Below are 24,402 nucleotides of genomic sequence, written 5' to 3' on the forward strand. Positions count from 1 at the left end.
GTTACCTCGCCCGCGCCGGCAGCAGCGCGCCCCGGCTCCTGTGTGCCCCGGGTTCGCCGCGCCGGAAGGCCTTGACCGGGGAAGGCATCGGGAGCAAGCTAGCGCTACCGGCTGGGGGGCGTTTATCGGAACGGGAGGCCGCATTGTCCATCTTCGGCTCGGCGGTGTTCAGCAGGAAACGCCCTCCCCGGCAGCAGGCGTCCGTGATGCTGTCCCTCGTGATTACGACCGTCCTGGGCCTGGTGCCCGGACCCCGCGTGGACGGCGCCCCGCCGCCGGAACCGGAGTCGTCCGCCGCCCAGCCCTCCCCGGCATCGACCGCCACATCCTCGCCTGGCGTCCCGCCGTCGTCATCTCGCTCCACCCTCGCCCAGCCGTCGGGCGCCCAGCCGGCCGGAGGCGGCGGGGTCCTGCTGGGCAACGACGTGTCCTGGCCGCAGTGCAACAAGGACCTGCCCGAGGACCCGGCGTTCGTAATCGTCGGCGTCAATAACGGTCTGGCCAACACCACCAACCCGTGCCTGCATCAAGAGCTCGACTGGGCGGAGGACTCGCTCGGCGGGACCGGCCAGCCCACTGTGGCCCTCTACGTCAACACCGCCAACCCCGGCACGGCCGGAACCTGGTGGCCTACGAGCAACGAGTATGGGGGCAAGACAGTAGCGAACCCGTACGGCGAGTGCAGGGAGGACCAGACGGACGCGCCCTGCGCCTACATGTACGGGTACGCCAAGGCCTTCGACGACGCCTACCTCCGCAGCATCACCGACCCCGACGACTACCTGTGGTGGCTGGACGTCGAAACCGGGAACACATGGTCCGGCGACAAAACCGCCAACCGGGCGGACCTCGAGGGCATGACAGATTTCTTCCACAGCATCGGGGCCAGGGTGGGCATCTACTCCACCGGCTCCCAGTGGGGACAGATCGTCGGCCAGGTGGACTCCGGCAGCAGCCTGTATGGCCTGCCGACCTGGCTCGCCGGCGCCCGCACGGTTACCGGGGCCAAGGACAACTGCGCCGCCGCGCCCCTCACCGCCGGCGGAAAAGTGGTCCTCACCCAGTTCGTCTCCAAGGGCTTTGACTACGACTACTCCTGCATCTAGCTGAGCACCGGCCGCTAGAATCTGGCCATGCATACCATCGACGCCCTGAAACCGCAGGGCAGGGCCTAGGACCCCTCGAGCCACACCATGTGCCACGTGCCCGCCCACAGCGCGGCGGCCACGGCTCCCCCGGCGATCAGGACGCCGCCCAGCAGCACCCAGATGTCCAGCGCGCTGTACGTCGATTCGCGGGCCCAGGTCCGGCTGGCGCCGCCGAAGCCGCGGGCCTCCATGGTGACGGCGAGGCGGGTTGCCCGGCGGATGGCCTGCACCAGCAGCCCGAAACTCTGCCCCAGGGTGGCGCGGAGCCGCTGCCACGGGTTGCCGCGGGATCCCACGCCGCGGGCGCGGCGGGCCATGCCGATGGTCTGCCATTCCTCCGCCATCAGCCCCACCAGCCGCATCGCGGCGAGCGTGCCGAGCACAAAGCGGTGCGGCAGCCTCGCCTTCTGCGCCAGCGCATCGGCGAGGTCGGTGGGATCGGTGCAGCTCATCAGCAGCACCGCCGGCAGCGCGATGGCAAGGCCCCGCAGCAGGAAACCCATCCCCAGCTCAAGGGAACCTTCGCTCATGGACCAGAGGCCGACGTCGAGCAGCACCTTGCCGCTGTCCGGCGCCAGGATGGAGGTGCTCCAGCCGCCCACTGCCGCGGCAAGGATCAGCGGCCAGCCGCGCTGCCAGAGCAGCGTAAAGGTCAGCCCGGCCAGCGGGAACAGCAGGAGCTCGCACACCAGGGCCACGGAGGCGGACATCCAGTCAATGGACAGCGCCAGGACCAGCGTGATGAGGAAGACGGCCGCGAATTTGGCCAGCGGGTTGGCCCGGGTCAGCACGGCCTGGTTGCCGGAGAGGGTCAGCGCGTCCCTCATGACGCGGCCTGCCCTGTTGCATCGAATCCGGGAACGGCCTGTCCGGAGGCGTCGAGGCCCGACGCATTGAGGCCCGACGCATTGAGTCCGGAAGCGTCACGTTCGGGAGCCCTGCGCTCACGGCTGCCCAGGCGGAGCTCGGTGCCGCCCAGGACGTGCGTGAACTCCTCGTCGTGCGTCACGGACACCACGGCGGTGCCGGCGTCGAGCAGTTCGGACAGGAAGGAGGCGAGCTCGGCCCAGGTGTTGGCGTCCTGGCCGAACGTCGGCTCGTCGAGGACCAGGACCTGCGGGTGCGCCGCCAGGACGGTGGCCACGGACAGCCGGCGCTTCTCCCCGCCGGAGAGGGTGTACGGGTTGGCGTCCACGAGCTCGGTCAGCCGGAGCCGTTCCAGCAGCTCGTCGACGCGTTCCTCGCCGTGGCCCAGGTGCTTCGGGCCGAACTGGAGTTCGTCCAGGACCCGGCCCGTGACGAACTGGTGCTCGGGTTCCTGGAACACCGTTCCGATCCTGGCAATCAGCTGCTCGGCCTTCCATTTGTAGGGGTCGATCCCGGCCCCGCGGCTCAGTTCCGGCGCGGCGGATACCTTGCCGTTCACGGGCGGAAGCAGTCCGGCGAGGGTCAGCGCGAACGTGGATTTGCCCACGCCGTTTGGTCCGGTGACGGTCAGCGCCTCGCCCGCCCGGACCTGTGCCGCGACGTCCCGCAGGACGGGGACGGGCGGGACGGACTTGAAGCCCCGGCGGCGGGGACGCTCGCGGGAAACCGCAAGTCCTTCGGCGGCGAGCAGCAGCTGGCCGGGGGCAAGAGCCGGCTCCCCGTTGGTGGCAGCCGCACGGTCCCCGGCTGGGGAAAAGCCGCCGACGGTCCGCCGCCGCGTGGCCGGCACGTAGCCCGGCACCCAGACGCCGGCGGCGGTGAGCATCCCGCGCGCCTGCTCCAGGACCTGGTCCGGGGGGCCGTCGATCAGCACGGCCGGCTGCGTGCCGGATCCCGGCTGGAGGACCACGATCCTGTCCACGAGGTCCTTCCACACCGCAACCCGGTGCTCCACGACCACCAGCGTGGCGCCCGTCTTGTCGAGGCAGCGCCCCACGGCGTCCCGGACTTCCAGCACGCCGGCCGGATCAAGGTTGGCCGTGGGCTCGTCCAGCAGGATCAGCCCGGGCCGCATCGCCAGGATGCCGGCCAGCGCAAGGCGCTGCTTCTGCCCGCCGGACAGCACCGACGTCGGGTGGTCCAGCGGAAGGTGCGCCAGCCCGACGTCGTCCAGCGCCTCGTGCACGCGCGCCCAGATCGCGTCGCGGGGAACGGAGAGGTTCTCCGCGCCGAAGGCGACGTCGTCGCCGAGGCGGGAGAGCACCACCTGGGTTTCGGGGTCCTGCTGCATGAGGCCGGCGCGGCCGCGCCGGGCGCGCGGCGGCTCACCGTCGATCAGGAGGCTGCCGGATTCGTCCGCGTCGTCGCTGTCGGGAGGGCCGCCGTCGCCCGCTGGACCGTTTCCCGAGGTGCTGTCGCCGAGCACGCCGGCGAGGGCGTGCAACAGCGTGGATTTACCGGCGCCAGAAGGCCCCAGGAGCAGCACGCGCTCCCCGGGACGGATGTCCAGGTCCAGCCCGTTGACCGCGGGTTTCGTGCGGCCGGCGTGGCGCCAGCCCCAGCCGCGGGCGGTGACCGCGGCGGGGCGGACACCGCCGTCGTGAGTTGTGGGCATCAGGAGAAGACGGGCTCCGTGGCTGCCTTGCGGGACGCGAACGAGCTCAGCACGCCGGTCTTGGCCAGGCCGCGGGTGGCGATCCAGGACAGGGCGCCGGCGATAATGGCGGCGGAGACGGACATGAAGATGATGTACGCGAGCTTGTCGACGGCTTCGTAGGCGATGTTCCAGCCCCACGGTGCAAAGGAGTCGTTCAGGGCGCCGAACAGTCCGGCGCCGGCTCCGGCCAGCAGCGATGCGGGCAGGTTGAATTTCTTGTACATGAAGGCGGCGAACACGAGCTCCGCACCGAGACCCTGCAGGACGCCTGAGATGAGCACCGTGGTGCCGTACTGGGATCCCATGATCAGTTCACCGGTGGCGGCAACGGTCTCGCAGAACAGCGCCGCGCCCGGCTTGCGGATGATGAGCATGCCCAGCACGGCCGGGATCATCCAGCCGCCGGCGTAGAGCCCGGAAAGGGGCGGGTAGACCGCGTTGACCGGGGCGGAAATGAGGTTGGCGCCCTGGGACCAGGCCCAGAAGATCACACCGCCGGCAACGGCGATCAGTGCCGCCACCACGATGTCCGCCACGCGCCAGTTGTAGCCGGTCTTCTTGAATGCTGCAGTTGTCATAATCGTCCTCCTGAGGAACAGGAGGGGAAAGCGCTCCCCGGCTGCGGGTGGTTGGGCCGCCAGCTGCCGGACACTTTGAGAACTCGACTCCCTTACGCCGGTACTAGCCGGATCAGGTTCGAGGGTCTGCGGCTGTCCGCACTCTCAGCGCCCATCCAAGGTTCGGCTGGCAGTTGCCAGTGATCCCCGACGGCGGCGCTCCCCTGTCGTAATAAATCTGCCCTTGTGGGCTGGTCCAGTTTACACCTGGACGGCCCCGGAAAACCGGGGCCCGCTGTCACAACCCGGGTGGTTTCCGGCGGCCTTCTGGCAGCGGTCCGGAGTACATTGGGGCCATGACGCATCAGGATTCCGGCAGCGGCGCCGCGACCGATTACGACCCCGACTCCCCCGACGAACAGCCCGCAGGTTCCCTGGAGGCACTGATCGCAGAGATCGAGACGCAGATCGCCGCGCTGCAGTTTCCCGCCTTCAGCAAGGACGACGCCCTCAACCTGGGCCTCCTGCTGGTTGAACTCGGCAAGAAGGGCAACCTGCCCATCGCCATCGACATCACCAAGGGCGAACAGGTCCTGTTCCACGTGGCGCTGGAAGGCGCCACGCCGGACAACGAGGGCTGGGTCAAGGCCAAGCAGCGGACCGCCGCACGCTATGAGGAACCGTCGCTGCTGGTGGGCCTGCGCGGCAAGGTGGGCGGCGGCCGGATCGAGGACAACGCCTGGTTCGACCAGTCCACCTATGCGGCCCACGGCGGCGCCTTCCCCGTCTATGTGCGCGGCGTGGGTGCGGTCGCCGTCGTCACGGTGTCCGGGCTGCCGCAGAAGGCCGACCACGACCTGGTGGTTCAGGCACTGACGGAAATCCACCAATCCATGCGGCTAGGCTAGGGGAAGTCCAGAATTCAACACGCAAGGAGTCCCGGAATGAGTTTCTTCATCAAGCTGCTTGGCACCGGCATCAGCCTGCTGGCCGGGTTCGCCGGCACCAAGGCCGTGGATACCATCTGGGAAAAGACCACCGGCCGCAAGCCGCCGAAGGGCGGGAAGGACGACGTCCCCACGACGCTGCGTTCGGCGCTGACGTTCGCGCTCATTTCCGCCTCCGTGAGCGCCGTCATCCAGGTGCTGACCAACCGCGGCACGCAGCGGGCCATCACGCGCTTCGCCAAGTCCCAGGACATCGTCTAGCCGGCCTGGGCCTGCCGCTGGTTGAGCCCGTCGAAACCTGCCGCCCGGCCTCGAACCACTCAGCGACCCGTGCTGCCGGATACTGGACGTTCCCGCTGGATCCGCCGATCATTCCTCGACCCACTCGAGCAGGTCACCGGGCTGGCATTCGAGTACCCGGCACATGGCCTCCAAGGTGCTAAAACGGACAGCCTTGGCGCGGCCATTTTTCAACACTGCCACGTTTGCCGGCGTGAGCCCGACCCGTTCGGCAAACTTCCCCACACTCATCTTGCGCTTAGCCAGCTCGACGTCGATCCGCACCACGATGGGCATCAGATCACCACCTCCATATCGGTCCGCAGCCCCGTGGCCTGCAGCAGCAGTGCGCGCATCACGAGCATCAACAGCCCCAGAACAGCGCCGCCCACCAGCATCAACAGCAGCAGTAGCGGCAACCCCGGATCACCAGAGTTGATAGCCAGATAGAGAAAGAGGCCGAGCAGCAGCACCCAAGCGGCAGCGATCGCCCACACGATCGCATCCACCCACGCCAACGCGGCCTTGCTGAAGATGCGGTCGTGGTTGACCATGGTGAGCAATTTCCAGGTGCTCACGATCACGACCTGGACGCACATCAGTTCCAGCACCGAGAGCGCCGTCAACGGCCACCGCAAATACGCCAGCTCCGGAGTCACCTCGGCCATGTGCGCAAACTGCCCGGGAAAGGACAGGGTCTGAAACACGATCAAGAGCGCGAAGGCCATCACCAACAGGATTCGGAGTGCCGTTACCGCCAGACGTGTCTTTTGCATGCATCGAGTGTCAATTGCATCCTATCGAATGTCAATATGCCTTTTACTCCCCGTCAGCCGCGCTCGGACGCTTCCCGGACCTTTTCATGCGTCATCGCGGCCTGTTGCCTGCAACATATCCGGAGCCTAGGCTTGATCTCGGGGGCCGCAGCGTAGCGGTGTTGGGATCGGAGAAGTATCGTGACAGCCAAGCTCAAAGTTCATCTCGATTGCGCGCAGGCGCAGGTCTCGGGCCATATCACAGCGCCAAGCGCCCAGGCTTGTACGCCGTAATGCACCGCGCTAACTCCCTTGTAAAGGCTTGGTCATGGAACTGGCTAGGAGCCACGCCAGGATCGGCCCGGGTGCCCCTGCACAACTCCAGCGGAGTGCCTGGTCCCACCAACTGCCGTCCGGCATCGATCCTCTTCAACGGGACTGAAGGTTCAGGAGCCTGAAGCCGCAAGGAACATTCCGCGCTACGCCGCGGACGCGGCCCTGACGAGGGCTGCGCCACGCGCATACTCCGGCAGACCCGGAAACCTACCGAGTTCAACTCACATCAGGAAGTTGATCAGAATGCACATCAAGGACTATTGGAACCGCATCGATCACACCACGCAGAAGTGGCTCATCGATAATCCCGGATGCCAGATCCTGCCCCGCACCATCACGGCTGTGATCCGCAAGGAGACCGGCGAGACCGATGAGGGGGACCAGCACGGCGAGGCCGCCCTGTCCCAGGAAGACCGCGACTTCATTCGCGCTAGGGCGAATGACCACCCGCCTTATGAATACCGGTTCTTTGACTCAACCCAACCCTGAGGGCGGCAGTCAGGCCTCAGTCAACGGTCGATCGTGTCTGATGCCCCGCCGTCGGGCTCGGCGTCCTTGGCCGCTTCGGCGGCCTTCAGCACCACGGCTTCCAGCTCATCGGTGCTGAGCAGCTCCTTGTGGAGGTGCTTGGTGCGGTAGCCGGCACGGCCCACCATATGTGCGGAAACCGGCACCGTCAGCAGCTGGAAGATCCAGGCCACCGCCAGCACCGGCCACACCCACCAGGTGCGCAGCTGCAGCCCCACCGCGGCCAGCAGCAGGAACAGTCCAAGCACCTGCGGCTTGGTGGCCGAGTGCATGCGGCTCATGAGGTCGGGGAAGCGCAGCAGGCCAATGGCTGCGCCCAGCGACATCACCGCCCCGACGATCATGAAGACGGACGACACCGCGTCGATCACGGTGTCCACGGTGCTGGCATCAGGATTCATTGGTCTGCCCCCGCCGGTCCGCCACGAAGCGGGCCACCGTGACCGAGCCGATGAAGCCGATGATGGACACGGCAACGAGCAGCATCAGGTTGTTGAGGTGCCGGTTCACGGCCATGTCGATGCTCAGCGCCGCTCCGAGGATGGCCAGCAGCACGTCGGCCGCCAGCACCCGGTCCAGGAGGGACGGGCCGCGGGCGATTCGCACGATCGCCCCTGCGGCGGCGAGGGACAGCACCACGGCCGTGACGGTCAGGACCAGCTCCATCATGCGCCAGCCTCCTGGTTCAGGGCGGCAAGTTCTTCCTTGGTTCCCATGACCCGGATGAGGCCTGCCTCGGTGTCCCGGACCTCCTTGCGGAGCTTCAGCACGTCGTCGGCGTTCCGGACGTTCAGCCCGTGGATGTACAGCGTGGAGGTGGACCTGTCCACCTCCACCACCAGTGATCCGGGGATCAGGGAGATGACGTGCCCGGTGGCGGTCACCATGAGGTCCGAATGGCTCCGCAACGGCACGGCGACGACGGCGTTGGTCACCTTGGGCCCTTGAGCCACCGCCAGGTAGAAGACCTGGAAACTGGCGGCCACCACCCTGCCGATGAACATGACGGTGAACGGAACCGCCCGGAGGACGTTGAACCGGCCGCTCAGCTCCACCGGCGGCAGGTAAAAGAGGCGCGCCACTGCGGCGGCCAGCAAGGCCCCGAACAGAAGGTTGCCGGGGCTGAAGTCCTGCCACAGGGCGCCCCAGACGATCACCAGCCAAAAGAGCAGCGGCAATTCCTGCCGCAGGGAGATCCGCTTCCGGCTCATTTCCCACCGCCGCCCAGGGCAAGTTCCGGAACAGGAACGTTCTCGCCCAGCACCGACTGAATGTAGGCGGACCGGTCCAGCATGACCGCGGCCGACTGGTTCGCCAGTGCAAAAAGCGGGCCGGCGAAGACGGTCAGCGCGACGCCGAGCACCACGAGGCCCAGGGTGGAGCCCACCATGGTCCGGGGCAGCAGGGTCACGTTCGCCTTGCCCGCCCGCTGGCCGGTCGCTGAGTCCTTGGGCTCGGAGAGCAGCACGGGGTCCGGGTGCTCGGCGTCCTCGGGTTTCCGCCAGAACGCGCGGTTCCACACGCGGGCCACCGCCAGCAGCGTCAGAAGGCTGGTCAGCACCCCTCCGATGACCAGAGTGTAGGCCAGCGGCGTGCCCAGCCCGATGCCTGCCTGCATCAGCCCGAGTTTGCCCAGGAATCCTGAGAACGGCGGAATGCCTGCCAGGTTCATGGCGGGCACGAAGAACAGGAGGCCCAGGAGCGGGGACAGCTTGGCCAACCCGGCCAGCCGGTCCACGGAGGAGCTGCCGCCGCGCCGTTCAATCAGGCCGGTGACGAGGAAGAGGCTGGTCTGGATGGTGATGTGGTGTGCCACGTAATACACGGCCGCACCGAGCCCGGCCACGGAGGACAGGGCCAGTCCGAACACCATGTAGCCGATGTGGCTGACCAGCGTGAACGAGAGCAGACGCTTGATGTCGCTCTGGGCGAGGGCGCCCAGGATTCCCACCACCATGGTGAGCAGCGCAGCCACCATGAGCGGCGAATTGAGGCTGTCTCCGGGGAAGAGGAGCGTCTCGGTGCGCACCATGGCATAGACGCCCACCTTGGTCAGCAGGCCCGCGAACACGGCGGTCACCGGTGCGGGCGCGGTGGGGTACGAGTCAGGCAGCCAGAAGGACAGCGGGAAGACGGCGGCCTTGATGCCGAAGGCGACCAGCAGCATGACGTGCAGGAGGGTCTTGGTGCCCTGGTCGAGCTCCGCGAGCTTAATGGCCAGATCGGCCATATTGATGGTGCCAGTGGCGCCGTAGACCATGGCAATGGCGATGAGGAACAGCACGGAGGAGACCACGGAGACCACCACATACGTGACGCCGGCGCGGATTCGCGGGCCTGTGCCGCCCAGGGTCATCAGCACATAACTTGCCGTCAGCAGGATCTCGAAGCCGACGTAAAGGTTGAACAGGTCGCCGGAGAGGAACGCGTTGGAGACGCCCGCCACGAGGATGAGGTAGGTGGGGTGGAAGATCGAGACGGGCGCATCCCGGTCGCCGTCGGCCATGCCCTGGCCGGTGGCGTACACCAGGACCGCAAGGCTCACCGCGGAGGAGACCACCAGCATGAGCGAGGAGAACTGGTCCACCACCAGGACGATTCCCCAGGGCGGCAGCCAGCCGCCGATGTTCACGGCCTCGGTGCCGCCGCCCCAGACGGACGCCAGCAGCCAGCACTCCAGCAGCAGTGTGAGTGACAAAAGGGCGATGCTGACGGCCCGCTGCGCGTGGGAATGCCGGATCAGGAGGAACGTCAGCGCCGCTCCCAGGATGGGAAGTACGACGGCGAGCGGGGCAAAGCTTGCGATGCTCACTTCACACCTCCTTCCGGGCCGGGGTGGACGTTGGCAGAGCCGGGTTTTTCCTCGAGGGCGGCGTCCTCGGCGAGCATGGTCTTCGCGCCCGCCTTGACCTTGGCTGCCGAGTCGGTGGCTGCCGCGTCGGTAACCGAATCTGTCACGTCGGTTCCGTCGGAGCCGAGCATGGTCAGCGGGAACTCCGAGGTTTCCACGGGGATGACGGCGTCGTCTTCCGCGTCGAAACTCGGCGTTTCCGCCACGCGGCGGTCCTCGACGTCGTCCTGGATCTCATCCTGGCGCGCCAGCACCCAGGCCCGGTAAATGATGCCGAGCATGAAGGCGGTGACGGCGAAGGAAATCACGATGGACGTCAGGATCAGGGCCTGCGGCAGGGGGTCGTTGTAGGCATGCGGGTCCGTGTCCTTGCTGAAGAACGGGGCCAGGCCCGCGTAGCCGCCGGTGGCGAGGATCAGCAGGTTGGTGGCGTTGGCCAGGAGCATCAGGCCCAGAAGCACACGCGTGAGGCTGCGTTCCAAAATGAGGTAGATGCCGCACGCGTAGAGCGCGCCCATGACCGTCAGCAGGGTCAGGTTGACGCTCATGCCTTGCCCCTTGCCGTGGTTTCGGCCGGGACGACGCCGAGCTCCCGGTCGTCGGACGGCTGGTCCTCTGGTTCCTCCGCCCGGCCGGGCTGGTCCTCTGGTTCCTCCGCCTGGCCGGGCTGGTGCGGCTGTCCCTCAAAGTGCTCGTCGATCTCCGCGCCCAGGCTCCGCAGCACGTCGAGCACCAGCCCGATCACCACGATGTAGACGCCGGTGTCGAAGATGGTGGACGTGACGAACTTGATGTCGCCGAAGACCGGCAGCCAGAACTGGAGGATGGCGCTCTGGAACACCTGGCCGCCCAGGAGGACCGGGGCCACGCCGGAGGCAGCCGCCGTCGCCAGGCCGATCCCCAGCAGCGTTCCCGCGCTGATGGGCGTGGCCTCCCGCAGCTCAAAGCGGCCGCCCGCGAGGTATCTCAGGGTCAGCGCCAGGCCCGCCATGAGTCCGCCGGCGAAGCCGCCGCCGGGAAGGTTGTGGCCCGCAAGCAGCAGGTACAGGGAAAAGATGATCATCGAGTGGAAGATCAGCCGCGTGACCACCTCGAAGATGATGGAGCGCCGCTCCGGCGCCAGGGTGCGGCCGGCAACCAGCCAGGCGTCCCGCGTGGAGGCGGCGAACTTCCGGGTCAGGGCCAGGGCCGCGCCGTCCCGGGACGATTTGTCGACGCCGGTCCGGCGGCCGACGGTGCCCTCGGCAACCGTCGACGAGGTGCGGATGCGATCGCCCCGGCCCTTGACGAAGATCAGGCTGGCGACGCCGGTGGCGGCCAGCGCCAGCACGGAAATTTCGCCGAACGTGTCCCACACCCGGATGTCGACGAGGGTGACGTTGACGATGTTCAGCCCGCCGCCGCCCTCATAGGCGAGTTTCGGGAACTCGAGGGAACCCGGAGCGGCGATACGGGCGCCCATGGCGTGGATGGCGACGAAGATCATGGTGACGCCGAAGGCGAGCCCGATGATCACGCGGACCACCCTGTACTTGCCGCCGGTGCGGTCCCGCAGTTCGGCAGGAAGGCTGCGCATGGCCAGCACGAAGGCCACGAGGATGATGGTTTCCACGAGCATCTGGGTCAGCGCGAGGTCCGGCGCACCCTGCAGCGCGAACATCAGGGCGATGCCGTAGCCGGTCACCGAGACCATGAGCACGGCAAGGAACCGCTTGTTGGCCCGGACGGCGGCCAGCGCCCCGATCACGATCCCGGCTCCCGCCACCAGCTGCAGCGGAGAGTTGGGGTCCACGAAGTACAGACCCTCCGGCAGCGGCTTGTTCGCGGCGATCAGGGCGGTCAGCGGCAGCACGAAGGCGACGCTGAGGATCACGGCGAGGTAGAAGTACAGCGAACCGCGCTGCGTGCGTCCGGTGATCCAGACGGCGACGTCGTCCAGGGCGCCGATGGTCATTTGGTAGCCGCGGTCGGCGTCGATCCACGCCGGGACGGCGCCCTGTGCGCGGTCCACCAGGCCGCGGCCGTAGAACATTGCCACGCCGAGCGCGAACGTCACGGCAGTCAGCCCCAGCGCGGGAGTGAGTCCGTGCCACGGCGCCAGGTGCCCCGCGGCGGCTGCCGCAGTGCCGGCGTCGGACGCTCCCTCGGCGAACAGGGCCGCATACGGCTGGACCCAGCCGTCCACCGGCGTGGGCCAGAAGCCGTAGACGATGGTGAGGACGCTCAGGAAGGCAGGCGCCGCCAGGAATGAGGGCTTGATGGCCTTGAATGGTGTGCGGTCCACTCCCGGCTTCACGGCGAAGGCACCCCACATGAACCGCGCGCTGTAGGCGAAAGTGAGCACCGAACCGGCCACCACGCCCGCGAGCACCACCGTGCCCCACGGCCCGTACTCCCGGTCGCCGGCGAAGTGGACGAACGCCTCGAGCACTGACTCCTTGGCCACGAAGCCGCCCAGCAAGGGTACGCCGGCCATGGACGCGGCACCGATCCCGGCCACCACGGCGAGGGCACGGGAGGACCGGAAAACACCCGAGAGCTCGCGGATGTCGCGCGTGCCCGCCTGGTGGTCGATGATTCCGACCACGAGGAACAGCGTGGCTTTGAAGAGTCCGTGGGCGAGCAGCATGGCGAGGCCGGCGAGCGCAGCGTCGGGTTTTCCGAGCCCGACGACCATGGTGAGGAAGCCTAGCTGGCTGACGGTGCCGTAGGCCAGGATCAGCTTGATGTCCGTCTGGCGCAGGGCCCTGTAGCCGCCCACCAGCATGGTGGCCAGGCCCAGCCCCAGGACCATGGGCAGCCAGTACGCGGTGTCGGTGAACCCCGGGGCCAGGCGCGCCACGATGTAGACGCCGGCTTTCACCATCGCGGCGGCGTGCAGGTAGGCGCTCACGGGTGTGGGTGCCGCCATGGCTCCCGGGAGCCAGAAGTGGAAGGGAACCAGCGCGGATTTGGTCACCGCACCGATCAGGATCAGTACGACGGCGGCGCCCACGGCTCCCGCTGCCTCCCCGGTCACGAGCTCCGGCGCCCGCGCCAGGATGGCCGAAATCCGGTAGGTCCCCGCGCTGGTGCCGAGCATGATCAGCCCGACGAGCATCGCCAGCCCGCCGGCAGTGGTGACCATGAGCGCCTGCAGGGCGGAGCGGCGGGCCGCCAGCCGCGTGCGTGCGTACCCGATCAGGAGGTAGGACAGGACGGTGGTGAGTTCCCAGAAGATGAAGAGCATCAGCAGGTCATCCGCCGTGACCAGCCCGAACATGGCGCCGGCGAAGGCCAGGAGCTGCGCGCCGAATCCGCCCAGGTAGCTGTCCTTGTTCTTGAAATAGCGGGCGCAGTACACCAGCACCAGGGCGCCCACGCCGAGCACCAGCAGGGACATGACCCAGGCGAGGGCGTCCATGCGGAAAGCGAACTCAATCCCGAGGCCCGGGATCCAGGGGACGGTTTCGGCAGACTGGCCCTGGCCCGCTCCGGCGGACTCCGCGGCGGGCCCGTAGACGGCGCCGTGCTGAAGAAGCAGCCACACGAACGAACCGGCAGGCACGGCGGCCAGCGCGTAAAACGAACTCCGGCGGAATTTCCGGAAGATGAACGGCGCCACAGCAGCCACTGCAAAGTGCACGGCAAGGACTGTGATCACTGGTGTCTCCGCAAAGTCAGAAATTCGATTGTCAAAAGTTGGAGCAGGCGGTCATTCGTTGGGTTCGGTCCCGACAGTTTATCAAGGGGGCACTGACAGTTTTCCCGCCGCGGCGCGGAGTTTGCCCATGTTTCGCCAGCCCGCGGGAGCGTTTCCGAGCCGTGTTCGCCGCGGGCGGATAGCATCGCCGTATGAACTCCGCCGCCGCTCCCGAAGCCACGCAGCCGTCCTCGGAACTCGAGGCCGGAAACCAGTTGTCCAACAAGGGACGCATCCTGGCCTGGGCGGCGTGGGACTGGGGGTCCGCCGCGTTCAACGCGGTCATGACCACGTTCGTCTTCACCGTGTACCTGACCTCCAAGGCGTTCGGCGGCGAAGACCAGGCCTCGGCGGTGCTCGGCGGGGCGCTGGCCGTCGCGGGGGCGGCGATCGCCTTGCTCGCACCCGTCACAGGCCAGCGCTCGGACACCGGCGGACGGCGCAAGCTGTGGCTGGGAGTCAACACGGCCGCCGTCGCGCTCCTGACCGCCCTGTGCTTTTTCGTGTTTCCCCGCCCGGAGTTCCTCCTCCTGGGGGTTTCACTGATCGCCCTGGCCAACGTGTTCTTCGAGTTCGCGGGCGTCAACTACAACGCCATGCTGGCGCAAATTTCCACGCCGCGGAACATCGGCAAGATCAGCGGCTTCGGCTGGGGCATGGGGTACCTGGGCGGCATCGTGGCCCTGCTGATTGTGCTCCAGCTCTTCGTCCAGCCCCGCTTCGAATGGTTTGGCGCCTCAACTGAGGACAGCCTCAACATCCGGCTCGTGGCAGTGTTCTCTGCCCTGTGGTTCTTCGTCTTCGCGCTGCCCGTGCTGTTCGCGGTCCCGGAGCTGCCCAAGCCCCGGCGCGGTGCCCGTCTCGGGTTCCTGGCGTCCTACGGGCTGCTGGTCCGCCGGATCAAGGCGATCTACCGGACCAGCCCGCACACCATCTTCTTCCTGCTGGCCAGCGCCATCTTCCGCGACGGGCTGGCCGCAGTGTTCACGTTCGGCGGGATCATCGCCGCGGGAACCTTCGACTTCGAACTGTCGCAGGTCATTTTCTTCGCCATCTTCGGCAATATCGTGGCGGCCGTGGGAGCCATTATCGGCGGCTTCCTGGACGACAGGGTGGGCCCGAAGACGGTGATCCTTGGCTCGTTGGTGGGGCTGCTGGCCGCCGGTAGCGTGATCCTGGCGCTGGGCAACGGCGATTACGTCTTCTTCGGGATGAGCTGGGCAGGCAGCACCACCTTCTGGGTGTTCGGGCTCTTCCTCTGTCTGTTCGTGGGCCCGGCCCAGGCGTCCTCCCGCGCCTACCTGGCCCGGCTGGCTCCGCAGGGCGAATCCGGCGAGCTGTTTGGCCTGTACGCAACGACCGGCCGCGCCGTCAGCTTCCTGGCGCCGACGCTGTTCACGCTCTGCATCGCCGTGGCAACTCCCCTGGTGGCCGAAGGGGAGGCCCAGCGCTGGGGCATTCTGGGCATCATGGTGGTGATCCTGGCCGGGTTCCTGGTCCTCCTCCCGGTGAAGCCGCCCAGCGAAACCGAGATCGCCATCGTCCCCCAGTCCTAGCGCGAACGAACACTTCAGCCCCCGGCGCGAACGAACACTTCAGCCCCCGTTTCCCGCGCGAATCAGGGCCGTAAATGTCCGTTCGCGGACTAGGCTGATGCTATGAACGTGGAAGAGACGGATCTCCCGGGCCTCGGCAGGCGCAAGGACTTCATGACAGCCTCCGGCCGGAGGATCGGCGTGGTGGAGCTGCGCGAGGGCCAGACAGAATTGTTCGTTTCCACCTGGGACGATCCCGACACGTGCCAGGCCTCGATTCCGCTGACCGGCGATGAAGCCGCTACGTTGGGCAACCTGCTGGGCGGCCAGCACCTGGCCATGAAGCTGACCGAGGAACACCGGGAGGTCCCGGGCATCGTCACCCGGCAGTTCTCTATCGCCCCGGATTCGCCCTTCCAGAACCAGCCCATGGGCAAGGCCTGCATCCGCACCCGTTGCGGCGTTTCGATTGTGGCGATCATGCGGGAAGGCGAGGTGGTTCCATCGCCGGGACCCGACGTCGTCCTTCACTCAGGCGACCTCCTCGTCGCCGTCGGCACGCAAGAAGGCCTTGATTCAGCGGCCGATATCCTGCGCAACGGCTGAGCGTCATGGACCGTCTGGCCCTGACTCTCATCGAAGTGGGGGCGGTCGTGTTCTGCCTCGGCCTGCTGGCCAGGCTGGCCGGCCGGATCGGAATGTCCCCCATCCCCCTCTATCTGGTGGGTGGCCTGTGCTTCGGGGCCGGCGGCCTGGTGGAGCTGAGCGGCATGAAGGAGTTCGCGCACCTTTCCGGCGAAATCGGCGTCATCCTTCTGCTACTTATGCTCGGTTTGGAATATACGGCGACCGAACTCGTGACCGGGCTGCGGCGGTCCTGGCAGGCCGGCGTCCTGGACCTGGTCCTGAACTTCCTCCCCGGCGCGGGCCTGGCCGTATTGCTCGGCTGGGGCCTGGTGGGAGCCATGGTGATGGGCGGGGTCACGTATATTTCCTCGTCCGGCATTGCGGCCAAGGTCATCACCGACCTTGGCCGTATCGGCAACAGGGAAACCCCCGTGGTCCTCTCAATCCTGGTGTTCGAGGACCTGGCCATGGCGGTTTACCTGCCGATCCTCACAGCCACCCTCGCCGGCGTCAGTTTCCTGGGCGGACTGCAGACCGTGGGCATTTCGCTGGCCGTCGTCACGGTGGTGCTGCTGGTTGCGCTGCGGCACGGGCATCGTGTGTCGAAGGCCGTGCACAGTGAAAATTCCGAGGTTTTCCTGCTCAACCTGCTCGGCGCGGCGCTCCTGGTCGCCGGCGTGGCCGCGGCCCTGCAGGTGTCCGCCGCAGTGGGTGCGTTCATGCTCGGCATTGCAATTTCCGGCGCCACGGCGCACAGCGCGACGCAGATCCTTGAGCCGCTGCGCGATCTGTTCGCGGCGATCTTTTTCGTGGCCTTCGGGCTCAACACGGACCCCGCGTCCATTCCGCCGGTACTCGGCTGGGCGCTGATCCTGGCCGTCATCACCGCCGCTACGAAGATCATCACGGGGGTCTGGGCGGCCAAGCGGGTCGGGATTGCACGGCCCGGCCGGTTCCGCGCCGGGGCGGCGCTGATTGCACGCGGCGAATTCTCGATCGTCATCGCTGGCCTTGCGGTGACGTCGGGAGTGGTTGAGGCGGAGTTGGCGGCCCTTGCCACGGCGTACGTCCTGCTCATGGCGATCTCCGGCCCGCTGGCCGCCCGCTACATCGAACCTGTGGTCAAGAAGTTCACTCGACGCGTACGTCCGGAGCCGGTCCCCGCCTGAGCCTGAACCCGGAGCCTGGCGCCCTGCGGCCCCCGCCCTGTCCTCGCTCATCGATGCGTGAGATCTCGGGACTTACGCGGAGTCGAAGTGCCGGGATCTCACTTGTCGTTGCGCCAGCCCCTCCGGACCAGGGCGTCCAGAACCCGGTGCGCGCATCCGTCAAAGCCCCACGTCTTCACCTGGGCCGCGGTCACTGTCACCGAGGTCCAGCCGGTCGCCGCTATGGACTCGTCCCGCCGGATGTCCAACTCGCGCTGGCGAGGCTCCAGATGGTGCCGCCCATCGTAATTCACGGCGACCTTGAACTCCGGGAAAGCCATGTCCGGCCAGGCCAGCTCCCAATCCGTGGAATCCGTGATCACGTAGCCCAGGGCTGGTTCGGGGAGACCGAGCCTGCCGATGGCCAAGCGGAGTTTCGTCTCAGGTGCGGAGTCTGCCCCTGGGCGAGCCAGCTCAAGCGCAGACCTCGCCCTCCTGATGCCTCTGGCACCAGGGTTGTTGTCCACCTGACGCCGGAGATCGGCCACCGAACAGAGCGCCAGCCGGTTGCGGCCGAAGCTCCGGGACTGGCTGCAGATGAAAAAGTCCGCGGCGACAACGAGGTCATCCACGTCCAGCACCGAAGCCAGGTCGAGCCAGGTCCTTGCCGGGCTGGTGAGGGGAACGCCGTCGAGCACTGTAAGGTCGATGGCCCGCAGCTCCAGGCGGTGGCCGGCCACTCCTTTCCGCACGGGACGCGTTCCGCCGTCCACACGAGCCAGGTGCACGCGAAGATCATTTTGGACATTCCACGGCAGCGGGCATCGCAGGAGCTGGCCTGCTGTGCCGAAGCAGCACGCGGTGGACGGACAGATTCCCGTGAGCAGGCGGCACGTGTGCAGGAGGCTCTGCTCTGCTGCCCATGGCACGCGAACTCCCCGGCTCGCCACGCGGAGATCGCCGCTCCAGGCGCGGTGCGGCGCAACGCCGGCGGCAAGCTGCTCGGCCAACGTGAATGACTTGCCTGAGAGCTCAACGGGCAGGGGTCGCGGCTTCCTCATGGCCCATTGTGGGCACATTCAGACAGGCGGGTTTCGGTTATCCACAGCGGGGAGGAGGAGTGCCACCGTCGGCGTCTCATCGAGGCGTGAGGTCTCGGGACTTACACCGAGCCTAAGTGCCGAGACCTCACGCCTCGGCAACAAAGAGGGCCCAAGGGGAGCTAGATGTCCGTGCGGTGGAAGTTCAGGTGGCTGCGGCTGGCGGTGGGCCCGCGCTGGCCCTGGTAGCGGTTGCCGTATTCGCCGGAACCGTAGGGGAATTCGGCGGCGGAGGACAGGCGGAAGAAGCAGAGCTGGCCGATCTTCATGCCGGGCCACAGTTTGATGGGCAGCGTGGCCATGTTGGACAGCTCCAGCGTGACGTGGCCGGAAAATCCGGGGTCGATGAAGCCGGCGGTGGAGTGCGTCAGCAGGCCCAGCCGGCCGAGCGAGGACTTGCCCTCGAGGCGCGCGGCGATGTCGTCCGGCAGCGTCACGGTCTCATACGTTGAGCCGAGCACGAACTCGCCGGGGTGCAGGATGAACGGTTCGCCCTCTTCCACTTCCACCAGGCGGGTCAGCTCAGGCTGTTCTTCCGCGGGGTCGATGTGAGCGTACTTGTGGTTGTCGAACAGCCGGAAAAACCGGTCGATCCGGACGTCCACCGAGGACGGCTGCACCATCGCGGAGTCGTAGGGGTCCAGGACGATCCGTTCGGAATCAATTTCGGCACGAATGTCGCGGTCAGAGATCAGCACGCCTTCCAAAATAGCATTGCTGGCGCCTGCGGCTCCCATTAGTGTTGCCAGAACAATCCGGCCGACGGTCTCACGTCACACGGCCAAAATAGAGCTGGGGATATTTTGAAGAAGATCGCGGCCCAGGCCGTCGTGGCGATTATGTGCGCCCTCGCACTGGCTGCACCGGCGGCAGGCGGGCATCCGGCGCCTGCGGCAGTGAGCCCGGCGCAGGCAGGCAGTCCGGCGCCTGCAACTGCCGGAGCGCCGGGGAGGCCACTCACGCCCGGCGCTTCCCCAGCGATGTCCGACGACGGCGGAGCGGCCGCCGCGGCTCCCCCACCCCAGCAGCCGCCCGCCGATGCGGCCGGCACTGGGGTGGCGCCCGCCGCCGCAGTGCAACCAGCCGTGTCCCCGGAACCGGCAAGCACAGGGTCACCCGCAGGCGATGTATCAGGCGCCGCCACCGGTCCGCCCGAGCCGGCATCCATTCCGCCGCTGTCAGCTCCTGACGGCGCACTCCCCTCCCCGCGGGAGCCAGCCCAGCCAGAGCCAGCCCTACCAGAGCCGACCGGCTCGGCGCCGCGTGCGTTGACTCCCGAGGCACTGGTACCGGACAGCAACGCGGCCCAGGTTGCCGCCGTCTTCAACGCGATCAACACGTACCGGGCATCCCTGGGCCTGCCCGCCGTGATGTACCACGCCACGGTTGCGGGCATGGCGCAGGAGTGGTCCGACAGCATCGCCTCCCGCGAGGTCATCGAGCACCGGGCCAGCTTCTGGACGGATGCGAGGGCGCTTAGCCCGACCAACGGCGCGGGCGAGGTCATCGCCGTCCGCTGGGACCGGGACGCTGCGCAGCTGGTGGAGTGGTGGAAGGGCTCCCCGGCCCACAACGCCATCCTCACGGACCCCCGGTTCAACGTGGTGGGCATCGGCATCACCTTTACCGACGGCGACTGGCAGACCACCCCCGGCCGCTACACCATGTGGGGCGTGGTGGATTTCTTCGGCTACAGCGCCCTTCCGTCCGGGACCACCGCCAGCCCGGACGGCAGCACCACCGGCCCGGTCCAGCCAGCCGATGTGTGCGAACCCCTGGTCAAGCACATGCCGCCGACCCTCGACCTGGCCACGGCCGCCATCAGGAGTGCCGGTGACCTGCTGTCCGTGGACGCGGCGGGCCAGTTGATCAACCGCCCGTCGCTCGGGAACGGGCTGTTTGGTCCGGCTGAAGTCGCCGGTTCGGGATTTGCCGCCGCCCAGGCCGTTTATGTCACGGACTGGGAGCGCGACGGCATCTTTGACGTGCTGGCGCAGTGGGCGGACGGCCGGCTGACGCTGCATTCGGGCATACTGGCGGGCGGTTTCCTGGCACCTGTCACGCTCGGCCAGTCCGGATGGGCGGGACTGACGCTGGCAGTCGGCGGGTGGTGCTCGGCCAACCGTCTTCCCCAGATCCTGGCCCTGGACTTCGCGGCAAACCTGTGGCTGTACCCCAATCGGGGCAGCGGCGATCTGGTTCAGCGCACGCTGATCGCGTCCGGCGTTTCGGCGACGCGCCTGGCCATGGTGGATTTCGACGGCGACGGTTTCCAGGATCTGCTGGCCCGCCAGGGCGACGGGAACGTTCTCCTGTACCGGGGATCCGGCACGCCGTGGCCGGCGGCCGAGGCCAGGGCCGCGGTGGCCAGCGGCTGGGGCGATGTGTCGGCCATCCGTTCCCTGAGGGACGTGACGGGGTCCTATTCCTCCGGGCTGGCCCTGCAGAGGGCCGGCAATTCTGTTCAATACCTGGGCCTCAGCGGCGGAATCCTGAGCCCGCCGTCCACAGTTCCAGGAATCTGGACCGGCCAGCGGCTCGCCCAGTAACCCCTGGAAATCCCCGCAGAGCGCCCCATTCCTCCGGCACGGCAGAGGAACCGCACCGCACCGGAACCGCAGCCCCGCCGCAGAGTCCTAGTCCGCCGTCGGACGCTCTTCGATCACTGCCTTGAGCCGCTCGAGCTGCGCGACCCGCGCCTGCAGCCTCCGCTGGACCGCCGGACGGGCGAGACTTCGGAGTCCTTTGAGCGGGGCTTCGAGGGCGAAGCGCACGCGCGTTGCGGCGCCTTCCGTGCTGAGGTAGAACCCGCCGTTCGGCAAAGAGGGCCCGGCCACCACCTGGAACCGGATTTCGGCGCCCGGCCGTGCGTGCGTGATCTCAAAATCCTCCGCGACCGGACGGCCCCGCGGCCCCGTGAGTGTCACCTGGTAGCGGGCGCCGGCACTCCCCGCGCTGCCCGAACTCAGGCTGATGCTGCGGATGCCCTGCTGCCACGCCGGGAGGTTCAGCCCGTTCAGCAGGTAGGTGTAGACCGTCATCGCATCGCGCTGCACGAGGACCTCGTGTTGTGCAAATGCCATCGGATCCTTTTCCAGCGTCGGGCGGTTCGCGTAGCCCGTTCCCCCGATCTGCAGCTAACTGAACTCAGGATAGCCAGCGGCGCGAAGCCGCGGTGAAGGCTGACCGGGCCTTTACCGAAGAGTTACGGGAGGCGCCTACAGTGCACGCCCGGAGGACGTTCGAAGGGCACGGAGCGCCGGTGACCTGGCCTACCACGCAACTGCGCTAAGCTAGGTTCTGCACCGGCGCTATCCGGGGCAATGCGGCTGTAGCTCAATGGTAGAGCGCTAGCTTCCCAAGCTCGACACGCGGGTTCGATTCCCGTCAGCCGCTCCATTTTTCCCGGCCCCCGCCGGTTCCCCGCACGCCGGCCCGGGGCGGCCCGGAACCGGACCCTTCGCGCAGCCCATTAGGCAGCTACCTGTATCGTCAGAAGTCAGGAACCTCTTCGGTTCCGCTACAGGAGCAACCATGGCTGACAAGTCCCCCCGTCAAGCAGCATCCAAAAAATCCGGCAAATCCATCAAGGAAAAGCGCGCCGACAAGAGAGCCGCCGCAGCACCGGCCAGCTCACTGGACAAGACCAGCGCCAAGCCGGTGACGGCAAAGAAGAAGTGACCGGCTCGCCGAACAATCTCACCCTCGGGGTTGTCTCTTCATCACGCAAACCGGATGAACGCCGCCTGCCCCTGCACCCCCTCCACCTTGAGCGCATCGCTCCGGAGCTGCGCCAGCGCATGATCCTCGAGCGCGGCTACGGCGAGCGCTTCGGGTTTTCCGACGCCCAGCTCGCCCCGCTCGTGGGCAGCCTGGCCAGCCGCGAAGAGCTGCTGGCGAAGGCCGACGTCGTCCTGCTGCCCAAACCGCAGCCGCAGGACCTCGCCGAACTGCGCGACGGCCAGATCCTCTGGGGCTGGCCGCACTGTGTCCAGGACCGCGCCATCACCCAGCTGGCCATCGACAAGAAGCTCACGCTGATCGCCTTCGAGGCCATGAACCACTGGGCCAGCGACGGCGGCTTCGGCCTGCACGTGTTCCACAAGAACAACGAACTCGCCGGCTACTGCTCGGTGATCCACGCCCTGGCCCTCACCGGCTCCACGGGCGATTACGGCCGGCGGCTCAGCGCCGTCGTCATCGGTTTCGGAGCCACCGCACGCGGTGCGGTGACGGCCCTGAACGCCCACGGCATCCATGACGTGCAGGTGCTGACCAACAGGGGCGTGGCCGCGGTGGGCTCCCCCATCCACTCGGTGCGGATCGCGCAGTTCGACCACGATGACAAGGCGCCGTTCCTCAGCCAGGTCATCACCGAACGCGGCCGCGTCCCGTTGGCCCCGTTCCTGGCCGAAAGCGACATTGTGGTCAACTGCACCCTGCAGGACCCCAACAATCCGCTGACGTACCTGCGGACGGAGGACCTGGGCGCATTCCGGTCGGGAAGCCTGATCGTTGACGTCTCCTGCGACGAGGGCATGGGGTTCAGCTGGGCCAGGACCACCACCTTCGCCGAGCCGATGTTCACCGTGGGCGACCACATCGACTATTACGCGGTGGACCACAGCCCGTCCTACCTGTGGAACTCCTCCAGCTGGGAAATTAGCGAGGCTCTCCTGCCGTTCCTGGAGACGGTCATGTCCGGCCCCGCGGCGTGGGAGGACAGCGACACCATCGCCCGCGCCATCGAGATCCGCGACGGCGTCATCGTCAACAAGGACGTGCTGGAGTTCCAGTGCAGGGAAGCCGATTACCCGCACGCGGTGCTGGCGGAAAGCTAAGGCTTAGGCGGCCCGCTGCACCACCCGCAGCAGGCGCCGGCGGTCCCGGAAGTCCACCTTGAGCTTCAGCTCACCCTTGCGGGCGAGTACGACGGCGACCGTCGCCGCTGCGAGCGCCGGCACCCCGCCTGCCACCAGGAGGGCGGTGTGCGGATCCAGGTGCTCGGCGATGGACCCGATCATGGGACCGCCGATCGCCTGGCCGCCGATCAGCACCATGATGTAGAGGCTCATCACCCGGCCGCGGATCCCCATGTTGGAGCTGATCTGGACCAGCTGGTTGGATGCCGTCAGGAACATCAGGCACCAGAAGCCGGACAGCACCATGGCAGCGCCGAACCAGGCCAGGGACGGCGCGAAGGCGGACAGGCACAGCATGAGCCCGTACATCCCCGCGCCCAGGACCACGGACCGCAGCCGCAGCTGGCGGCGCCGGGTGGACGCGACGGCGCCGGCCAGCGCGCCCAATGCCACGAGCGCGTTCAGCATCCCGTACCCGCCGGCGCCGATGCCGTAGACGCGGTCCGCAAACGCGGCGAGCAGCACCGGCAGGCTCATGGCGAACACCGCGATGAAGCCCGCCATCAGCCACGGCCAATAGATGGTGGGCTTGCTGAGGGCGTACCGCAGCCCTTCCCGCAGCATGCCCTTGCGCTTCGGCGCCGGGGCGCTGACAAACAGCTGGTCCTTGCGCAGAAGCAGCAGCATGGCCACCGTGGAGCAGCACGCCATGGCGTTGGCGGCGAAGGCCCAGCCAGCCCCGACCGCGGTGAGCAGCACACCGGCGAGCGCCGGGCCGATGAGCCCGCCCAGCTGGAACGTCGTGGAGTTCACGCTGATGGCATTGCGCAGGTACTGCGGCCCCACGAGCTCATGGACGAACACCTGCCGCGCCGGCTGGTCCAGCACCGTGACCAGGCCTAAAACGAACGCAATGACGTACACGTGCCAGACCTCGATTCCGCCACCCAGCGCGAGTACGGCAAGGGCAGCCGCCAATACAGCGGCGACGGACTGGCAGATGATCAGGATCCTGCGCTTCGCAAACCGGTCCGCAATCATGCCGCCCCACGGGCCGAGCACCAGCGACGGCGTGAACTGCAGCGCCACGGTGATACCGACCGCAGCGACGGATCCGGAGAGCTGAAGCACCAGCCAGTCCTGGGCGATGCGCTGCATCCAGAGGGCGATGACGGCCACGAAATGGCCGACCGCGAAGATGCGGAAGTTGGGGACTCGGAGGGAAATGAAGGTGTGGCGCCACGGAAGGCGTTCACTGACGACGGCGACGGGCTGGGTGACGGTGGCCGTTGACGGCGGTGGGGGTGTCACGGGAGTTCCTCAGGAAGCGGGCTGGCGGGGACGCCTCTAACGCTAGGGTGGCGGGGAAGGATTGTGGAAGACTATTGGTCGTATAACTAGCATTGCGGATCGTAATGTCAGCTCCGCGGCCCGCCGCCCGCCGCAGCCCGCCTGCTGGTGGC

Annotated in this window: 25 protein-coding genes, 1 tRNA gene and 1 riboswitch; of the genes, 11 read left to right on the top strand and 15 right to left on the bottom strand. The window is 67.5% G+C overall.

Annotation, left to right across the window (positions count from 1 at the left end):
* Positions 1–143 precede the first annotated feature (143 nt).
* On the top strand, positions 144–1,106 hold the full coding sequence (locus tag ASG92_RS05355; protein WP_056625503.1) for a hypothetical protein: 963 nt from the start codon (positions 144–146) through the stop codon (positions 1,104–1,106).
* 65 nt (positions 1,107–1,171) lie between these two features.
* Here the strand turns inward: ASG92_RS05355 and ASG92_RS05360 are convergent, their stop codons facing one another.
* The 3 genes from ASG92_RS05360 to ASG92_RS05370 are packed head-to-tail and all read right to left on the bottom strand — an operon-like array spanning position 1,172 to position 4,310.
* Positions 1,172–1,975: an energy-coupling factor transporter transmembrane component T gene (locus tag ASG92_RS05360; protein WP_056625506.1), complete on the bottom strand. Its 804-nt coding sequence runs from the start codon at positions 1,973–1,975 to the stop codon at positions 1,172–1,174.
* Entirely contained in the window at positions 1,972–3,690 is a 1,719-nt protein-coding gene (locus tag ASG92_RS05365) for an ABC transporter ATP-binding protein (RefSeq protein WP_082579319.1), read from the bottom strand. The genes ASG92_RS05360 and ASG92_RS05365 overlap by 4 nt, the downstream gene beginning before the upstream one ends.
* Entirely contained in the window at positions 3,690–4,310 is a 621-nt protein-coding gene (locus ASG92_RS05370) for an ECF transporter S component (protein WP_056625509.1), read from the bottom strand. The genes ASG92_RS05365 and ASG92_RS05370 overlap by 1 nt, the downstream gene beginning before the upstream one ends.
* A 71-nt stretch (positions 4,311–4,381) precedes the next feature.
* Positions 4,382–4,525, bottom strand: a riboswitch (TPP riboswitch).
* A gap of 120 nt (positions 4,526–4,645) precedes the next feature.
* Between ASG92_RS05370 and ASG92_RS05375 the strand changes: the two genes are divergently transcribed.
* Together ASG92_RS05375 and ASG92_RS05380 are read left to right on the top strand one after the other, a co-directional pair.
* Positions 4,646–5,197, top strand: a complete 552-nt coding sequence (locus tag ASG92_RS05375) for a heme-degrading domain-containing protein (RefSeq protein WP_056625512.1) — start codon at positions 4,646–4,648, stop codon at positions 5,195–5,197.
* 36 nt (positions 5,198–5,233) lie between these two features.
* Positions 5,234–5,497 carry a DUF4235 domain-containing protein gene (locus ASG92_RS05380; RefSeq protein ID WP_056625514.1) on the top strand — a complete coding sequence of 88 codons (264 nt, stop codon included), beginning with the start codon at positions 5,234–5,236 and terminating at the stop codon, positions 5,495–5,497.
* A gap of 108 nt (positions 5,498–5,605) precedes the next feature.
* Here the strand turns inward: ASG92_RS05380 and ASG92_RS05385 are convergent, their stop codons facing one another.
* Together ASG92_RS05385 and ASG92_RS05390 are read right to left on the bottom strand one after the other, a co-directional pair.
* A complete protein-coding gene (locus ASG92_RS05385; RefSeq protein WP_056625517.1) occupies positions 5,606–5,812 on the bottom strand; it encodes a helix-turn-helix transcriptional regulator in 207 nt (68 codons plus the stop codon).
* The gene (locus tag ASG92_RS05390) at positions 5,812–6,291 is read right to left on the bottom strand and encodes a DUF2975 domain-containing protein (RefSeq protein ID WP_056625520.1); all 480 of its coding nucleotides are present in this window, start codon (positions 6,289–6,291) and stop codon (positions 5,812–5,814) included. The genes ASG92_RS05385 and ASG92_RS05390 overlap by 1 nt, the downstream gene beginning before the upstream one ends.
* Before the next feature lie 558 nt (positions 6,292–6,849).
* On the opposite strand from ASG92_RS05390, the gene ASG92_RS05395 reads away from it, so the two are divergent.
* Positions 6,850–7,095 carry a hypothetical protein gene (locus ASG92_RS05395; protein ID WP_056625524.1) on the top strand — a complete coding sequence of 82 codons (246 nt, stop codon included), beginning with the start codon at positions 6,850–6,852 and terminating at the stop codon, positions 7,093–7,095.
* Positions 7,096–7,115: 20 nt separating this feature from the next.
* Here ASG92_RS05395 and mnhG read toward each other — a convergent pair whose 3' ends face one another.
* Genes mnhG through ASG92_RS05425 form a run of 6 tightly spaced genes read right to left on the bottom strand, consistent with a single transcriptional unit; the run spans position 7,116 to position 13,628 of the window.
* Positions 7,116–7,535 (bottom strand): monovalent cation/H(+) antiporter subunit G, encoded by a 420-nt coding sequence (gene mnhG, locus ASG92_RS05400; RefSeq protein ID WP_056625527.1) that lies wholly within the window; start codon positions 7,533–7,535, stop codon positions 7,116–7,118.
* On the bottom strand, positions 7,525–7,803 hold the full coding sequence (locus tag ASG92_RS05405) for a monovalent cation/H+ antiporter complex subunit F (RefSeq protein ID WP_056625530.1): 279 nt from the start codon (positions 7,801–7,803) through the stop codon (positions 7,525–7,527). The genes mnhG and ASG92_RS05405 overlap by 11 nt, the downstream gene beginning before the upstream one ends.
* A complete protein-coding gene (locus ASG92_RS05410) occupies positions 7,800–8,345 on the bottom strand; it encodes a Na+/H+ antiporter subunit E (RefSeq protein WP_056625534.1) in 546 nt (181 codons plus the stop codon). The genes ASG92_RS05405 and ASG92_RS05410 overlap by 4 nt, the downstream gene beginning before the upstream one ends.
* The gene (locus tag ASG92_RS05415) at positions 8,342–9,946 is read right to left on the bottom strand and encodes a Na+/H+ antiporter subunit D (protein WP_056625537.1); all 1,605 of its coding nucleotides are present in this window, start codon (positions 9,944–9,946) and stop codon (positions 8,342–8,344) included. Before ASG92_RS05415 ends, ASG92_RS05410 begins: the two co-directional genes overlap by 4 nt.
* Complete coding sequence (locus ASG92_RS05420; protein ID WP_056625539.1) at positions 9,943–10,533, bottom strand: Na(+)/H(+) antiporter subunit C; 591 nt, start codon at positions 10,531–10,533, stop codon at positions 9,943–9,945. Before ASG92_RS05420 ends, ASG92_RS05415 begins: the two co-directional genes overlap by 4 nt.
* The gene (locus tag ASG92_RS05425; RefSeq protein WP_056625544.1) at positions 10,530–13,628 is read right to left on the bottom strand and encodes a Na+/H+ antiporter subunit A; all 3,099 of its coding nucleotides are present in this window, start codon (positions 13,626–13,628) and stop codon (positions 10,530–10,532) included. Before ASG92_RS05425 ends, ASG92_RS05420 begins: the two co-directional genes overlap by 4 nt.
* Before the next feature lie 191 nt (positions 13,629–13,819).
* Between ASG92_RS05425 and ASG92_RS05430 the strand changes: the two genes are divergently transcribed.
* From ASG92_RS05430 to ASG92_RS05440, 3 genes are all read left to right on the top strand, one after another.
* Entirely contained in the window at positions 13,820–15,223 is a 1,404-nt protein-coding gene (locus ASG92_RS05430) for an MFS transporter (RefSeq protein ID WP_056625547.1), read from the top strand.
* 102 nt (positions 15,224–15,325) lie between these two features.
* Complete coding sequence (locus ASG92_RS05435) at positions 15,326–15,808, top strand: cation:proton antiporter regulatory subunit (RefSeq protein ID WP_056625551.1); 483 nt, start codon at positions 15,326–15,328, stop codon at positions 15,806–15,808.
* 5 nt (positions 15,809–15,813) lie between these two features.
* Entirely contained in the window at positions 15,814–16,998 is a 1,185-nt protein-coding gene (locus ASG92_RS05440; protein ID WP_056625554.1) for a cation:proton antiporter, read from the top strand.
* A 98-nt stretch (positions 16,999–17,096) separates the two neighbouring features.
* Here ASG92_RS05440 and ASG92_RS05445 read toward each other — a convergent pair whose 3' ends face one another.
* Together ASG92_RS05445 and dcd are read right to left on the bottom strand one after the other, a co-directional pair.
* Entirely contained in the window at positions 17,097–18,038 is a 942-nt protein-coding gene (locus ASG92_RS05445) for a hypothetical protein (RefSeq protein WP_056625557.1), read from the bottom strand.
* Positions 18,039–18,199: 161 nt separating this feature from the next.
* Positions 18,200–18,775 carry a dCTP deaminase gene (gene dcd / locus ASG92_RS05450; RefSeq protein WP_056625625.1) on the bottom strand — a complete coding sequence of 192 codons (576 nt, stop codon included), beginning with the start codon at positions 18,773–18,775 and terminating at the stop codon, positions 18,200–18,202.
* Between the two features lie 105 nt (positions 18,776–18,880).
* Between dcd and ASG92_RS05455 the strand changes: the two genes are divergently transcribed.
* Positions 18,881–20,626 carry a CAP domain-containing protein gene (locus tag ASG92_RS05455; protein ID WP_240987016.1) on the top strand — a complete coding sequence of 582 codons (1,746 nt, stop codon included), beginning with the start codon at positions 18,881–18,883 and terminating at the stop codon, positions 20,624–20,626.
* A gap of 87 nt (positions 20,627–20,713) precedes the next feature.
* Here the strand turns inward: ASG92_RS05455 and ASG92_RS05460 are convergent, their stop codons facing one another.
* Positions 20,714–21,160, bottom strand: coding sequence for an SRPBCC family protein (locus ASG92_RS05460; RefSeq protein WP_056625559.1), 447 nt, complete (start codon positions 21,158–21,160; stop codon positions 20,714–20,716).
* A gap of 242 nt (positions 21,161–21,402) precedes the next feature.
* Between ASG92_RS05460 and ASG92_RS05465 the strand changes: the two genes are divergently transcribed.
* From ASG92_RS05465 to ASG92_RS05470, 3 genes are all read left to right on the top strand, one after another.
* A tRNA-Gly gene (locus ASG92_RS05465) sits at positions 21,403–21,476 on the top strand.
* A 135-nt stretch (positions 21,477–21,611) separates the two neighbouring features.
* Positions 21,612–21,758 (top strand): hypothetical protein, encoded by a 147-nt coding sequence (locus ASG92_RS29150; RefSeq protein ID WP_181038455.1) that lies wholly within the window; start codon positions 21,612–21,614, stop codon positions 21,756–21,758.
* Entirely contained in the window at positions 21,755–22,918 is a 1,164-nt protein-coding gene (locus tag ASG92_RS05470) for a N(5)-(carboxyethyl)ornithine synthase (RefSeq protein ID WP_056625562.1), read from the top strand. The genes ASG92_RS29150 and ASG92_RS05470 overlap by 4 nt, the downstream gene beginning before the upstream one ends.
* Positions 22,919–22,921: 3 nt before the next feature.
* Here ASG92_RS05470 and ASG92_RS05475 read toward each other — a convergent pair whose 3' ends face one another.
* Positions 22,922–24,250, bottom strand: coding sequence for an MFS transporter (locus ASG92_RS05475; RefSeq protein WP_056625565.1), 1,329 nt, complete (start codon positions 24,248–24,250; stop codon positions 22,922–22,924).
* Positions 24,251–24,402: the final 152 nt, after the last annotated feature.

This window comes from Arthrobacter sp. Soil736, assembly GCF_001428005.1.
Lineage (GTDB): Bacteria > Actinomycetota > Actinomycetes > Actinomycetales > Micrococcaceae > Arthrobacter.